This is a genomic window from Streptomyces sp. NPDC102259, from assembly GCF_044766465.1.
Lineage (GTDB): Bacteria > Actinomycetota > Actinomycetes > Streptomycetales > Streptomycetaceae > Streptomyces.
In genome coordinates, this window is record NZ_JBIWMA010000009.1 from 133279 (window position 1) to 147738 (window position 14460).

Here is a 14460-nt window from a genome sequence, read left to right on the forward strand (position 1 = left end):
CTTGGCACCCTGCCGGTTCCCCGGAAGCTGCCCGGTCCTTAGGCTGGCGTTGTCAAGAGCATTGCGGGGCAACGTGAATCAGATGCAGGGCCTGCTCCTGGCGGGTCGCTACCGGCTCGCCGACGCCATCGGGAGCGGCGGAATGGGCCGGGTGTGGCGTGCGCACGACGAGCTGCTCCACCGGGCCGTCGCCATCAAGGAGTTGACGGCCGCGCTCTACGTGGCGGAGAGCGACCGGGCCGTCCTGTTGGCGCGGACCAGGGCGGAGGCCCGCGCGGCCGCGCGGATCAACCACTCCGCCGTGGTCACCGTGCACGACGTGCTCGAGCACGACGGCCGCCCGTGGATCGTGATGGAGCTGGTCGAGGGCCGCTCGCTGGCCGACGCCGTGAAGGAGGACGGGCGGGTCGAGCCCACCGAGGCGGCCCGGATCGGTCTGTGGGTGCTGCGCGCCCTGCGCGCCGCGCACTCCGCCGGTGTCCTGCACCGCGACGTCAAGCCCGGCAACGTGCTGCTCTCGGACGACGGCCGGGTCCTCCTCACCGACTTCGGCATCGCCCAGATCGAGGGCGACAGCACCATCACGCGGACCGGGGAGGTCGTCGGCTCGGTCGACTACCTGGCCCCCGAGCGGGTGCGCGGTCAGGACCCCGGCCCGTCCTCCGATTTGTGGGCGCTGGGCGCGACGCTGTACACGGCCGTCGAGGGGCGGTCGCCGTTCCGGCGCACCTCGCCGCTGACCACTCTTCAGGCCGTCGTCGAGGAGGAGGCCGCCGACCCCGCGTACGCCGGCCCGCTCGGCCCGGTCATCACCGCCCTGCTGCGCAAGGACCCGGCCACCCGTCCCGACACCGCCGAGGCCGAACGACTCCTCGCCGAGGCGGCCGAGGGCCGACGCCCCAGCGGGGCGCAGGCGTACGTGCCGACGCAGTACGGAGGGCCCGACCGGCCCTCGGGGGACCACCGTTCCGCCGCGCACCCGCCGACCCACCCGACGGCCCGCACCGCGTACGTTCCGTTGCCGCCGGAGGCGTCGACGCCCGTACCCGGTCACCCCGCGACCGCCGTGGGGCCGACGCACGTCGGCCCGGCCCCCGACACGCGGTCGTCCCAGCCGCCTCGGCGCCGTCGTCGGGTGCTGGCGCTCGTGGTCGTCGTCGCCGCGCTGGTCGGCGGGGGTACGGCGGTGGCGTGGCAGAAGTGGGACGAGGGGCGGCAGGGCACCGACGGGTCCGCGTCGGCGTCCACCTCGCCGAGCCCGAGCACTCCGGCCGGGACGAGCACCCCCGCCGAGGAGGGCGCCGACTCCTGGAAGGAGATCGACGACCCGCTCGGCTTCGGGCTCTCGCTCCCCAAGGGCTGGGAGCGTGTCGTGTACCAGGACGCCGGCGACCTCAAGCAGATCGACTACACGCCTGACGGCGGCGAGCACTTCATCCGCATCGCCCTCGACGAGTCCCCCGACTTCAGTGACCCGCACGCGCACCAGGTCGACCTCGAACAGCAGCTCAAGCGGCTGGTCGCCTACAACCGGGTCACCCTGGAGAAGAACGTCTACCGGGACCGGGACGGCTCCGAATGGGAGTACACCTGGACCGCGCAGGCGAAGGACACGGAGTTTCCCGGGCCGCGCCGTGCGATCGAGGAGACCTACGTGGCCCGCGACGGCTCCGAGTACGCGATCTACATGTCCTCGCCCGCCGAGGACTGGACCGAGACGGCCAAGCAGTTCAAGTCCGTACTGCAGAGCTGGCGGGAGCCGACTTCGTAGGGTTGCGCCCGTCCCGGTAGTTGGCCGGACGGCGCCCCGGAGGCGTGGCGTCCGTTGGGGCATGATGGGCCCATGGGGACCGAGGGGGACGGGGACGGCGTACGGGTCATCGCGGGCCGTTACCGGCTGGACGCGAGGCTCGGGCGCGGGGGCATGGGGGTCGTGTGGGGTGCCACCGACCAGTTGCTGGGGCGGCGTGTCGCCGTCAAGGAGCTGACCCAGGACGACACGCTCTCCGACGAGGAGGCGCGCGGCCGCCGCGACCGGACCCTGCGCGAGGCCCGCGCGGTGGCCCAGCTGAGCCACCCGCACATCATCGTCGTCCATGACGTCGTCGAGGAAGGCGAACGCCCGTACATCGTCATGGAGCTGATCGACGGCGGCTCGCTCGCCGACCGGATCGCCGCGCGGGGTCCGATCGAGCCGGCCGAGGTGGCGCGGATCGGCATCGCCCTGCTCGGCGCCCTGCGCGCCGCGCACGCGGCCGGGATCCTGCACCGGGACATCAAGCCCGCCAACGTCCTGCTCGAAGGCGACAGCGACCGCGTCGTCCTCACCGACTTCGGCATCGCGCAGGTAGCGGGCGCCACCACGCTCACCGAGACCGGGTCGTTCGTCGGCTCGCCCGAGTACACCGCGCCGGAGCGGATGTCCGGGGCGCGGACCGGCGCCGAGTCCGACCTGTGGTCGCTGGGAGCGCTGCTGTGCACGGCGCTCAGCGGCGAATCGCCCTTCCGCCGCGACTCGTTGGGCGGCATCCTGCACGCCGTCGTCTTCGCCGAGATCCGCACGCCCGCGCAGGCCGAGCCGCTGCTGCCCGTCGTGCGGGGGCTGCTGGAGCGCGATCCGGACCGGCGGCTCGGCGCGGCGGAGGCGGAGCGGCTGCTGCGCGCCTACCTGGACACCGGGCGTACGCCGCGGCCGGTGTCGTCGGGGTACACGCCGACCCAGGCGGACCTGCCCCGGCCGCGGTGGGAGCCACCGGCCCGGGAGCGCTCCACGCGGGGTGTGCTCGTGGCCGCGCTGCTGGTCGCCGCGATGGCGGGGGCGGGCGTGTCGGCGGCTGCGCTGCTGCTGAACGGCGACGGTGACGGCGGGCGCACACCCAAGAGTTCGGCGCCGGGATTCTCGACGAGCGGGTCGACGAGCCCCACGGCCACCGGGACCCCCTCGGCCACCCGTTCCCCGTCCGGTTCCCCCACGTCCTCCCGGCCCGCCCAGCCCGCCGCGCCCTCGACGGGAGGGCCCGCTTCCGCCGCCTCGGACGACCGCCCGGGCACGCCCACCGCCCCCTCCGGCTACCGCGTGGCGGTGGATCCCGCCGGGTTCTCGCTCGCCGTGCCGGAGGACTTCACGCGTGTCCCGCAGGGCGAGCGGGTCTTCTACATGTCCCCGGGGCAGATCTTCCGGCTCGGCATCAAGGTCACCGCCGCGCCCCCCGAGGGCCCGCTCGCCGTGATGGAGTCCGCCGCCGCCAAGGGCCCGGACACCAACCCCGGTTACCACGACGGCCGGGTCACCGAGACCCGCCACGGTGGGAGCCCCGCCGCCCTCTGGGAGTTCACCTGGAACGGCTTCAGCGCGGCGGAGGGGCCCCGGCACACGTACGACCTGTGCTGGGAGGAGGGCGGGCTGCTGTACGACGTGTGGGTGTCGGCGCCGGTCGGCAAGGTGCGGGAGGCGCGGGAGTACTTCGACGTCGCGGTCGACACCTTCGCCGTATCGACCTAAACGGGAGATAAGGAACGTTACGCGTCACGGGTCTGTGACCGGTGGGCGCCACCGGTGGATACCGGCCTGCCTGGCGCGATAGGGATGGACCCATGAGTCACGACGGGGGCGTCGGCCACGAGGCCGACGAGACGACGAGTTTTGTACTGCAACCGCCCAGGCCGGCGCCGCCGCAGCAGACCGCGGTGCCCGTCCAGGCCGCCCCTCCGCAGGAGCCGGGCGTCGGGCGGCTCATCGCGGGCCGCTACCGGCTGCTCGCCAAGCTCGGGCACGGCGGTATGGGCACGGTGTGGCGCGCCAAGGACGAGACGGTGGACCGCGAGGTCGCCGTCAAGGAACCCCGCGTACCGGACCACCTTCCCGAACGCGAACAGGCCAACGTGTTCGAACGGATGCGCCGCGAGGCGCGGGCCGCGGCCCGGCTGGACCACCCGGCCGTGGTGAACGTGCACGACGTGGCGGTCGTCGACGGCCGGCCGTGGATCGTGATGGAGCTGGTCCATGGCCGCTCGCTCGGCGACGCCCTCCAGGAGGGCACGCTCAGCGCGCGCGAGGCCGCCCGGACCGGTCTGGAGGTGCTCGGCGCGCTGGAGGCCGCGCACGCGGCGGGCATCCTGCACCGGGACGTGAAGCCGGACAACATCCTCCTCGGCCGGCACGACCGGATCGTCCTCACGGACTTCGGCATCGCCCAGATCGAGGGCGAGACGAACCTGACCGACACCGGCGGCATCGTCGGCTCGCCGGAGTACATCGCCCCCGAGCGAGTGCTGGGCCAGCGCCCCGGCCCGGCCGCCGACCTGTGGTCCCTGGGCGTGGTGCTGTACGCGGCGACGGAGGGCGTCTCGCCGTTCCGCCGCAGCAACACCCCGGCCACGCTCCAGTCCGTCCTCAACGCGGTGCCCGCGCCGCCCGCCGCCGCCCAGGGCCCGCTCGCCGAGGCCGTCAACGGCCTGCTGGAGAAGGACCCGGCGCGCCGCCCGGCCGCCGCACGGGTACGGGCCCTGCTGGAGGCCGCCGCGAACCTGCCCGCACCCCGGCCCACCCAGGCCGTGCGGCAGGTGGAAGTCCCGCGCGTCCGGCGCCGGTTCGGCCGTGCGGCGTGGACCGTGCTCGGCGCGGCGGTCGTCGCGGCGGCGGTGACGGCGTACCTGGTGGTCGCCGACCCGTTCGCGGGGCCGCTGCCGGACGGCTGGGAGAAGCACCAGGTGAAGGACGTCACCGCGAAGGTGGCGGTCCCCGACACCTACAAGAAGGGCGTCCCCGACCGCGAGACGGACGACAGCCACTGGGTCAGCTACACCGACCCGAGCGGTGCCATCTCCGTGGTGCTGTCGGTGGACCGCAGGGCGGAGGACACCGGCAAGGAGATCAAAGCGTCCGCCGCCGCCGAGATGTACGCCGACGACGGCGTGTTCAAGGAGAACGGCAGCTACCGCCTCGACATGCCGAAGGCGCCGAAGACGCAGCCCGACGACAACGCCACGTTCCGCGACCGGAAGGCCGCCGGGAACACCGTCCGCTACACCACCGACGACACCCAGGACCCCCGCCCGCGCGAGCTGCGGATCCTCTACTACAAGTCCACCGCCGGCGACATGTACCGGCTCACCGTCGCCTACCCGGGCGCGGGCGACTTCACGGCGCGGGGCCGCGAGGTGGCCCGCACGGCGATCGCCAACCTGGACCTCGACAAGCTCTAGGACGGGACGGGATGGATCGGGTCACCGCGTATCGGGCCGAACGAGCGGCAGGCGAAGGGGCGTTGGCGGCACCGGCGCACTCCGCCGGGCCGGGTGTCGGGGCGGCGCGGCGGCTGGAAACGGGACGGTTCGCCCTGGGCAGGTGAGGGCGCCGGAGATCGTGGTAGTCATGGAGACATGAGCAACGACGGGGACCCCGGCGGCGCCGAGAGCCGGACGGTCGGCGGGCGCTACCGGCTGCTGGAACGTATCGGCTCCGGCGGTATGGGCACCGTCTGGCGGGCCCGCGACGAGCTCATGGAACGCGAGGTCGCCGTCAAGCAGCCCCGGTTGCCCGGTGATCCCGAGGACGACTTCCACCGCCGGGCCGCCCACCGCCTCCACCGCGAGGCCAGGGCGGCCGCCCGCGTCGACCACCCCTCCGCCGTCGCCATCCACGACGTGGTGGTGGAGGGGGCGGGAGCCGACGGCGAGGGCGGACTGCCCTGGATCGTCATGGAGTTGGTCCGTGGCGAGTCCCTGCACGAGGTGCTGAAACGCGGCCCTCTCGACCCGGCCGAGGCCGCCCGGATCGGCCTCGCCGTCCTGGGCGCCCTGCGCGCGGCGCACGCCGTCGGCATCGTCCACCGGGACGTGAAGCCCGCCAACGTCCTGCTCGGCCCAGCGCCACTCCCGACGTCGCCCGATCGGGGGCGCCCCCACGGCCGGGTCGTCCTCACCGACTTCGGCATCGCCCATATCCAGGGCGAGGAATCCCTCACCGTCAGCGGCGAGTTCGTCGGCTCGCTGGAGTTCGTCGCGCCCGAGCGGATGTCCGGACGCAGCGGGGGCCCCGCCTCCGACCTCTGGTCCCTGGGCGTCCTGCTGTACGCGGCGGTCGAGGGCTGGTCCCCGTTCCGCCGTACGACCGTGGAGTCCACGCTCGCCGCGATCATCGCCGCGGACCCGCCGGAGCCGAAACAGGCCGGCCCGCTCGGCCCGCTCGTCGTACGGCTCCTGGTACGCGACCCGGTACAGCGGCCCGACCCGGCGGAGGTCGCCGAGACGCTCGCCGCCGTCGCGGAGGGCCGACCGGTCCCGAGCCCGGTCCCCGAGGCAGAGGCGCGGGACGAGGCAGCGGCAGAGCAAGAGGCAGAGGCAGAGGTAGAGGGAGCGGAGAAGGCGGAGGTGGCTGAGGAGGAGGTCGAGCCTCAGGACGTCCGGGCCCTACGGGAGTTCGGCGAGGACGCGGGAACGGTGCGCGTGGGGGCGGCCCGGCCGGACCCGGCGCAACCGACCGCCCCGCCGAAGGCGACCGACCGCCCCGGACCCCAGCCCCAGCCGGCCTCGGCCGCCAGGTCCGGTCCGGCCGGCGCGAGCCGCCTTCGGCGCCCACTGAGGCGTCGCTCGCTGACTCTGGCCGTGCTCGGCGGGCTGCTCGCCGGCGGCACCTGGTGGGGGAGCGCCTGGCTCGGCGGGGCCGACAGCGGGGCGACGGAGCGGCCGGTGACCTACGCCGGCTCGGCGCCGACGGATCCGTCCGCCTCCGCCGTCGCGGGGACGCGCTGGGTCGCTCACCGTGAGGCCGCACTGGACGCCGTCCTCTCCCTCCCGAGCCGGTACCGGCAGGCGGCCCGGCAGGACGGCGCGGATCGGCAGCCGCGCCTGGTGGTCTACTCGGCGGGCTCCGTCGACGTACGCCTCACCCTGTGGGACAAGGCGCCGGCCGCCCCGATGGCCCGGGCCGCCCAGGCGCGGGAGACCTGGAACGACACCGCGCCGGACGCGCGCACCCAGACCACCCGCACCAGTTTCCACGGTGACGAGGCCGCCCTCGCCGACACCGCCTACGGTCTGGACGGCACCCCGACCCGTGTCATGGAACTCTTCGTCCTCACCGCCGACGCCCGCATGTACGAGCTGCGCGTCGACATGCCCAAGGGGACGCCGGAGGAGAAGCAGGGCACGGCGGTGTTCAAGGAGGCGCGCGGCCGCCTGGAGATCGGCAAATGACTGGGCACAACGTCCTGATCAGCAGGTTTGTTGCCAGTGAACGCTGGCGCCATGTGTGCGGTCGGTGAAACGGTATTACCGGCGGGTACCCAAAGTCTTCCCCACGTCATACCCTGCGCCTCATGACGGACTCGCAGGCCCCGGAAAAGACCGGCACCGAGCTCAGTGGGAAGACCACGACCGGTACCAACCCCCTCGCCCCCGCCCCCACCGGCGTGCGCACCGCCGCGGACGTGGTCACCCCGGAGCTGGTCGCCCAGCTCACCAAGGGCGTGACCGGCTCCGGCCGTACGGCCAACCACACGCCGTTCACGGGCGAGAAGCTGGCCGACCTGCCCGAGTCCACCCCTGACGACGTGCTGAAGGCCTTCGAGGCGGCCCGCAAGGCGCAGGCGGTCTGGGAGCGGACGCCGGTGCGGGAGCGCGCCGCCGTCCTGCTCCGCTTCCACGACCTGGTGCTGGAGCGCCAGGCCGAGGTGCTCGACCTCATCCAGCTGGAGACCGGCAAGGCCCGGCTGCACGCCCACGAGGAGGTGCAGGCGGTCGCCGTCGCCGCCCGGCACTACGGCCGCAAGGCCCCCGCCTACCTGCGGCCCAAGCGGCACGCGGGCGCCATGCCGACGCTGACGAAGGTCACCGAACTGCGCCACCCGCGCGGTGTCGTGGGCCAGATCGCCCCGTGGAACTACCCGCTGGAGCTGTCGGTCGGCGACGCGCTGCCGGCGTTCGTCGCGGGCAACGCGGTCGTGATGAAGCCGGACACGGAGACCTGCCTGACCGCCCTCTGGGCCCGTGACCTGCTCGTCGAGGCGGGTCTGCCCGCAGACGTCTTCCAGGTCGTCCTCGGCGAGGGTCCCGTCGTCGGCCCGGAGGTCGTCCGGCACGCCGACTACGTCTCCTTCACCGGCTCCACCCGCACCGGCCGCGAGGTCGCCCAGGGCGCCGCCGCCCGTCTCGTCGGCGTCTCCCTCGAACTCGGCGGCAAGAACGCCATGCTGGTCCTCGAGGACGCCGACATAGAGAAGGCGGCGGCCGGCGCCGTCCGCGCCTGTTTCTCCTCCGCGGGCCAGCTCTGCATCTCCATCGAGCGGCTGTACGTCCACGAGTCGATCGCGGACGCCTTCGTCGAGCGCTTCGCCGCCCGCACCAAGGCCATGCGGCTGGGCACCTCGCTGGCCTACGGCGCCGACATGGGCTCCCTGGTGGGCGAGCGCCAGCTGGAGACGGTGACCCGGCATGTCGAGGAGGCCGTCGCCAAGGGCGCCAAGGTCGTCGCCGGCGGCGTCGCCCGCCCGGACGTCGGCCCGTACTTCTTCGAGCCGACGATCCTCGACGGCGTGACGGAACCCATGTCCGTCTGCACCGAGGAGACCTTCGGCCCGGTCGTCTCGATCTACCGCTTCAAGACCGACGACGAGGCCGTCGAGCAGGCCAACTCCACGCCGTACGGCCTGAACTCGTCGGTCTGGACGAGGGACGGCCGGCGCGGCCGGGACATCGCCTCACGGGTGCGGGCCGGCACCGTGAACGTCAACGAGGGCTACGCCTCCGCCTACGGCAGTGTCCAGTCCCCCATGGGCGGCATGAAGGACTCCGGTCTCGGCCGCCGCCACGGCTCCGAGGGCATCCTCAAGTACACCGAGGCCCAGACGGTGGCCCAGCAGCGGCTGCTGCCGATGGCGCCGGCGCTGGGCATGGACGACGAGAAGTACGCGGAGTTCATGAGCCGGAGCCTGAAGCTCATGAAGGCGTTCCGCTTCCGCTAGGCCTGCCGCCCGGCGTCTGGCGCCCGCCGCCCCACGGCCTCGCGCCCTACGGCCCATCACATCCGCCCCATCCGCCCCACCACACCCGTTCTCAACGAGGAGAGCATGTGTCCCAGGACGCTTACGACTACGACGTCCTCGTCGTCGGCTCCGGCTTCGGAGGCTCGGTGACCGCCCTTCGCCTGACGGAGAAGGGCTACCGGGTAGGCGTCCTGGAGGCGGGCCGCCGTTTCACCCGGGAGTCGCTCCCCAGGAACTCCTGGGACCTGAAGAACTACCTCTGGGCCCCCAGGCTCGGCATGTACGGCATCCAGCGCATCCATCTGCTGGGCAACGTCATGGTGCTGGCCGGCGCGGGCGTGGGCGGCGGCTCCCTCAACTACGCCAACACCCTCTACGTACCGCCGAAGCCCTTCTTCGACGACCCCCAGTGGCGTGACATCACCGACTGGCAGGAGGAGCTGAAGCCGTACTACGACCAGGCGCGGCGCATGCTGGGCGTTCGGCTCAACCCGACGACGACCCCCTCCGACGTGCATCTGAAGGCGGCCGCGGAGCGGATGGGCGTCGGCGACACCTTCCACATGGCGCCGGTCGGGGTGTTCTTCGGCGACGGCGAGGACGCCGACGGGACGGCGAAGGCGAAGCCGGGGGAGCAGGTCGCCGACCCCTACTTCGGGGGCGCGGGCCCGGACCGCAAGGCCTGCACCGAGTGCGGCGAGTGCATGACCGGCTGCCGGCACGGCGCGAAGAACACCCTGAACGAGAACTACCTCCACCTCGCCGAGAAGGCGGGCGCGGTCGTGCACCCGTTGACGACGGCCGTGTCGGTCACGGACGACTCGCAGGGCGGCTACGCGGTCGCCACGCTCCCCACCGACGACCGCCGCAAGGCGAAGGGCAGGGTCTTCAAGGCCCGCCGCGTGGTGCTCGCCGCGGGCACCTACGGCACCCAGACACTGCTGCACCGCATGAAGGCGAACGGCCAACTCCCTTACCTCTCCGAGCGGTTGGGTGAGCTGACCCGCACCAACTCGGAGGCGCTGGTCGGCGCGCAGACCGACGACCGCCGCTACCGCAAGGTGACGGGCGCGGCGAAGGTGGACTTCACCCGCGGCGTCGCCATCACCTCCTCCGTCCACCCGGACGAGAGCACCCATATCGAGCCGGTCCGCTACGGCAAGGGCTCCAACTCGATGGGCGGCCTGTCGATCCTGCAAGTGCCGTACGCGGAGGGCTCGTCCAGGGTCGCCGGCTGGCTGGCGAACGCGGCCCGCCACCCGCTCCTCGTCCTGCGCTCGCTGTCCAACCGCAAATGGTCGGAGCGGACCATCATCGGCCTGGTGATGCAGTCCCTGGACAACTCGCTGACGACGTATCTGAAACCGGACGGCGTCGGCAAGGGCCTGCTCACCGCCCGCCAGGGCCACGGCGCCCCCAACCCCAAGCAGATCAAGGCCGCTTCCGAGGCCGCCTCCGCGATCGCCGCCGACATCAACGGTTTCGCCGGCTCCAACGTGGGCGAGCTGATGGGCACCCCGCTCACCGCGCACTTCCTCGGCGGCTGTCCGATCGGCGACTCGCGCGAGACAGGTGTCATCGACCCGTACCACCGCCTCTACGGCCACCCCGGCATCTCCGTCGTCGACGGCGCCGCGGTCTCGGCGAACCTGGGCGTGAACCCGTCGCTCACCATCACCGCCCAGGCCGAGCGGGCGATGTCGTACTGGCCGAACAAGGGCGAGACGGACCCGCGTCCGACGCAGGGCGCGGCGTACGAGCGGCTGAAGCCGGTGGAGCCGATCAGCCCGGCGGTGCCGGCGGAGGCGTTCGGCGCGCTGCGCCTGCCGTTCCTCGGAATGCCGACCGTCCCGCCCAAGCCTTAGGCAGTTCCTTGCCCCGGCCATGAGCGAAGGGACCTGCGCCCCCCTCCGAGCGCAGGTCCCTTCGCTGGTCTTGACGCGTGTTACGCGTGCGCGCCCACCTTGCGGCGACGGACCGCGAACACCGCGCCGATGCCGGCCACCACGGCGACTCCGCCGACGAGCCCGATCATCGGCAGCGCCGAGTTGGAGCCGGTCGAGGCGAGGCTGCCGCTGATCGGCTTGGCGCCGCCCTGGGGCTTGGCGCCGTCGGTGGGCTTGTCGCCGTTCGGCTTGGCGTCGTCGACACCGTCCGCGTCGCTGCCGGCGGCGAGGATCTGGACGTCGTAGTAGTCACCGTTGAAGTGGCAGTCGGATGCGTCGCCCACGTACAGAGCGTCGCTCATCGCCATCGAGGAGCCCGCCGGGGCCGACGCCTTGACCTTCACACGGAGGTCGAGGGTGGCGGAGGAGTCCTTCTCCAGCTCGTCGAGCTGGGCCAGGAAGGAACCCGGGATGTTGACCGTCTCGCCGTTCTCGTCCTCGTAGGAGTCCTGGTAGGCGTTGGTCCACTTACCGTCCTCCTTGACCTGGATGACCGCGAGGCCGTCGGACAGCGAGGCGTCCGTGTCGTCGGCGTACTCCAGGACCGCGGTCATGTACACGTTCTTGAAGTCGACGTCGGAGTTGTTCCCGACCTCGTACGTGAAGTCGTGCCAGCCCGAACCGGCGACGATCTTGCCGGGCAGGCCCTTGATCTCGGCCGTGAGGTTCTCGTCCAGGTCGAAGGTCTTGCAGTCCAGGATCGGGTCGAGCCCGTCCTCGCTCTCGCTCGCCGACGGGCTCACGGAGGCCTTGCCCGAGCCGGACGCGGACGGCGACGAGGTGTCGGAGGAGGAGCTGGAGGCGCTCCCGCTCTGCGACTCGGACGCCGACGCCGACGAGGTGTCGGACTCGGACTCGGAGGCGGAAGCGCTGGAGCCGCTCGAGTCGGACGGCGAGGCGGAGGTGTCGTCCGACGCGGACGCGCTCGCGGACGGCGAACCGCTCTCCTCCGCGAAGGCGGCGGGTGCGGACAGCAGGGCGAGCGGCGCGATGACGGCCGTCGCGGCCATGGTGACGAGCGTGCGGCGAAGCTTCATGAAGACCTCGGTGGATCCGGTGGGAGGCCTTCCGCATGGGGGTGTGGGATGTGGCCTTGGGTTCGGTGGGTGTGACCGGCGACGGCTGTGAACAGTTGTGCTCAACTCACAGGATCTTTATGTGGCACGCGTCACACCCCCGAGGTCAAGGCCTCCCGCTCAGCCCTTCGAGCCCCCCTGCGAGCCCCCGTCGTCGCCCGCGTCCCCCTCCGGGTCCGTCGGGAGAAGGTCTCCCACATCGGTCCCGCACTCCCGCTCGATCCTGGTGACCGAGGCCTTGCGGGCGGTGTCGTCGACCGGGGCGGAGGCGCCGGCGTCAGCGGCGGCTTCGAGCGACGTCGCGTACGCACGCAGCGCCGAGGCGTCCTGCCCGGCCAGTCCGGCGAGGTCGGTGAGGACGGAGGCGAGCTCGTCCGGCGTGTGCCGGCTGTCCTCGGACCCCGCGAGCGGCGCGGCGACGGAGCAGAAGGTGTCGGCCGGCTCGCTCACCCCCGCGACCTTCTCGTACCGGGCGGCCGGGTCGAGGCCGAAGTACCGGGCGGCCGTGGCGTCGGGAGTCGCGCTCCGCAGGATCCCCTGGACGCCGGTGGCGGCCGTGGCGGCCTTCCCCATGGACCGGAACGCCATCGGTTCCTCGTCGCCGGGTACCAGCCGCTCCTCCCACGCCGAACGGTAGGCGTCGACGGTGACCGGCTCCCCCTGGAACTCCCCTTCGCCGACCCGGCCGTGGTCGTAGGGCAGGACACCGCCCGAGCCCAGCGGCGACCACGCTCCGTCGGAGAAGCGGGCGAACGTGATCACGTAGTCGTGGCCGACCTCGAGCCGCGAGGAGTGGGGCGACCCCAGTTCCTTCGTCGCGCCGTCCTTCAGCCGCCACCCGTCGGCGGTGACCGACACCTTCGACGGCAGGGCGGGCGCGCCGGACCGGGCCCACACGCGCTCCTTCACCTGGAGGTCGATCGTCCGCGCCAGATAGTCCTCGTCCGTACCGGCCTCCTCGCCCGGGTCACGCAGCTCGTGCTCGCCCGTGACCCGGACGACGGCGACCTGGTCCCCGTACGACACCCAGTCGGTCGCGGTGAAGGACGGCACCGCCTCCTTCTCCGAAGCGCCGAGTACGACGTTCCCGGTGTCGGCGTCGTCCGCGGAGCCGTCGTCGGTCAACGGGACGAGCGCGAGCGCACCGGCGACGGCCGCGCCCAGCACGGCCCCCGCGATCTTCGTTCGCGTGGTGACGGCCACGGGATTCCCCCTCGGGTCGGTTCAGAAGGTCATCACTGTGACGCCGGGAGGGCCCTGTTCGTTCGGGGCGCGGCCCGGAGCGGGCGGACCGCCGGGGGAGGCGGTCCGCCCTGTCACCGGGACCTGTCACCGGGGACCCGTAACCGGGGGACCGGTCATCGCGGGCCGGTCATCGCGGGTCGGTCACTCCGTGTCGCCCGTGTCGTTCGGCAGGAGGTCGCCGACGTCGATGGTGCAGGCGCGCGTGATCCGGGTGGCCGCGGACTTGCGGATGGTGCCGGTGATCCAGCCGGAGTCGTCTCCCGAGCGCAGCTGCCCCGCGTAGGCCCGCAGGATCGTGCTGTCCGACGCCTCCGACATTCCGGCGAGGTCACTCATGACATCCGCGAGCTCGCCCGGCGTGTACCTGCTGTCGGCGTCGGTCGCGAGGGGCGCCGCCACCCGGCAGAAGGTGTCCGCCGCCGCCGCTGCCGCCGCCGCGGCCTTGGCGACCAGCCGGGCCCGGGCGACCGCGTCGAGGGAGTAGTTCTGGGCGGCGGTGGCGTCGGGGGTCGCACTGGTCAGGAGCGACTTGACGCCGGCCGCGGTCTTGCCCGCCGCCTGGTAGGTGAGGGGTTCGGCCACACCGGTGACCAGCCGCGACGCCATCGTCGAGCGGTAGGCCGAGGCGGTCACCGTCGAGCCCTGGTACTCGCCCTGGCCCACTTCACTGTTGTCGTAGGGGAGGACGGCGCCGGTTCCCAGCGTCGACCACTCCCCGTCGGAGAAGTGGGCGAACGAGACCAGGTAGTCGTGCCCGACCTCCATGCGGGACGCGTCCTGCGAGCTCACGCGGAGCTTGCCCTCGTCCTTGAACTCCCAGCCGTCCGCGATGATCGACAGGGTGTCGGGCAGGGCCGTGGCGCCTGACCGGGACCACACCCGTTCCTTGACCTGGAGGTCGACCGTCCGGGAGAGGTAGCCCTCGCCCGCCGTGATCTCCTCGCTGTCGGCGACCCCTTCGTGCTCGGACGCCACGTGCACGACCGCCGCCTGGTCGCCGTACGAGACCCAGTCGCTCGCGGTGCGGGACGGAATGGCGTCCTTCGACTCGCCCAGCACGACGTCGCTCCGCCGGCCCGCGTCGGTGGCGCGGGCGTCGTCCGTGAACGGGACGAGCGCGGCCGAACCGGCCAGGACGCCGGCTATGGCGGCGCCCAGCACGGTCCCCGTTATTTTCTTTCCGGTGCTCATTGCCATGAGATTCCCCCT

Annotated in this window: 9 protein-coding genes; 6 read left to right on the forward strand and 3 right to left on the reverse strand. The window is 72.8% G+C overall.

The genetic code is table 11. The features are described from left to right. Positions 1 to 82: 82 nt before the first annotated feature. The 6 genes from ACIRPU_RS22130 to ACIRPU_RS22155 all read left to right on the forward strand — a co-directional run bounded on the left by ACIRPU_RS22130 (position 83) and on the right by ACIRPU_RS22155 (position 10849). Entirely contained in the window at positions 83 to 1771 is a 1689-nt protein-coding gene (locus ACIRPU_RS22130) for a protein kinase (RefSeq protein ID WP_403869762.1), read from the forward strand. Positions 1772 to 1843: 72 nt separating this feature from the next. Next, a complete protein-coding gene (locus ACIRPU_RS22135; RefSeq protein ID WP_403869765.1) occupies positions 1844 to 3502 on the forward strand; it encodes a protein kinase in 1659 nt (552 codons plus the stop codon). A gap of 92 nt (positions 3503 to 3594) precedes the next feature. Next, positions 3595 to 5205 carry a serine/threonine-protein kinase gene (locus tag ACIRPU_RS22140; protein WP_403869768.1) on the forward strand — a complete coding sequence of 537 codons (1611 nt, stop codon included), beginning with the start codon at positions 3595 to 3597 and terminating at the stop codon, positions 5203 to 5205. 177 nt (positions 5206 to 5382) lie between these two features. Next, on the forward strand, positions 5383 to 7197 hold the full coding sequence (locus ACIRPU_RS22145) for a protein kinase (RefSeq protein WP_403869771.1): 1815 nt from the start codon (positions 5383 to 5385) through the stop codon (positions 7195 to 7197). 122 nt (positions 7198 to 7319) lie between these two features. Continuing rightward, positions 7320 to 8963: a succinic semialdehyde dehydrogenase gene (locus tag ACIRPU_RS22150; RefSeq protein ID WP_403869774.1), complete on the forward strand. Its 1644-nt coding sequence runs from the start codon at positions 7320 to 7322 to the stop codon at positions 8961 to 8963. A 107-nt stretch (positions 8964 to 9070) separates the two neighbouring features. Then, positions 9071 to 10849 (forward strand): GMC family oxidoreductase N-terminal domain-containing protein, encoded by a 1779-nt coding sequence (locus ACIRPU_RS22155; RefSeq protein WP_403869777.1) that lies wholly within the window; start codon positions 9071 to 9073, stop codon positions 10847 to 10849. An 80-nt stretch (positions 10850 to 10929) separates the two neighbouring features. Here the strand turns inward: ACIRPU_RS22155 and ACIRPU_RS22160 are convergent, their stop codons facing one another. From ACIRPU_RS22160 to ACIRPU_RS22170, 3 genes are all read right to left on the reverse strand, one after another. Next, positions 10930 to 11967: an LPXTG cell wall anchor domain-containing protein gene (locus ACIRPU_RS22160; protein ID WP_403869779.1), complete on the reverse strand. Its 1038-nt coding sequence runs from the start codon at positions 11965 to 11967 to the stop codon at positions 10930 to 10932. Positions 11968 to 12126: 159 nt separating this feature from the next. Next, positions 12127 to 13209 (reverse strand): hypothetical protein, encoded by a 1083-nt coding sequence (locus tag ACIRPU_RS22165; RefSeq protein WP_403869782.1) that lies wholly within the window; start codon positions 13207 to 13209, stop codon positions 12127 to 12129. A 183-nt stretch (positions 13210 to 13392) separates the two neighbouring features. Further along, positions 13393 to 14442 (reverse strand): hypothetical protein, encoded by a 1050-nt coding sequence (locus ACIRPU_RS22170; protein WP_403869785.1) that lies wholly within the window; start codon positions 14440 to 14442, stop codon positions 13393 to 13395. Positions 14443 to 14460: the final 18 nt, after the last annotated feature.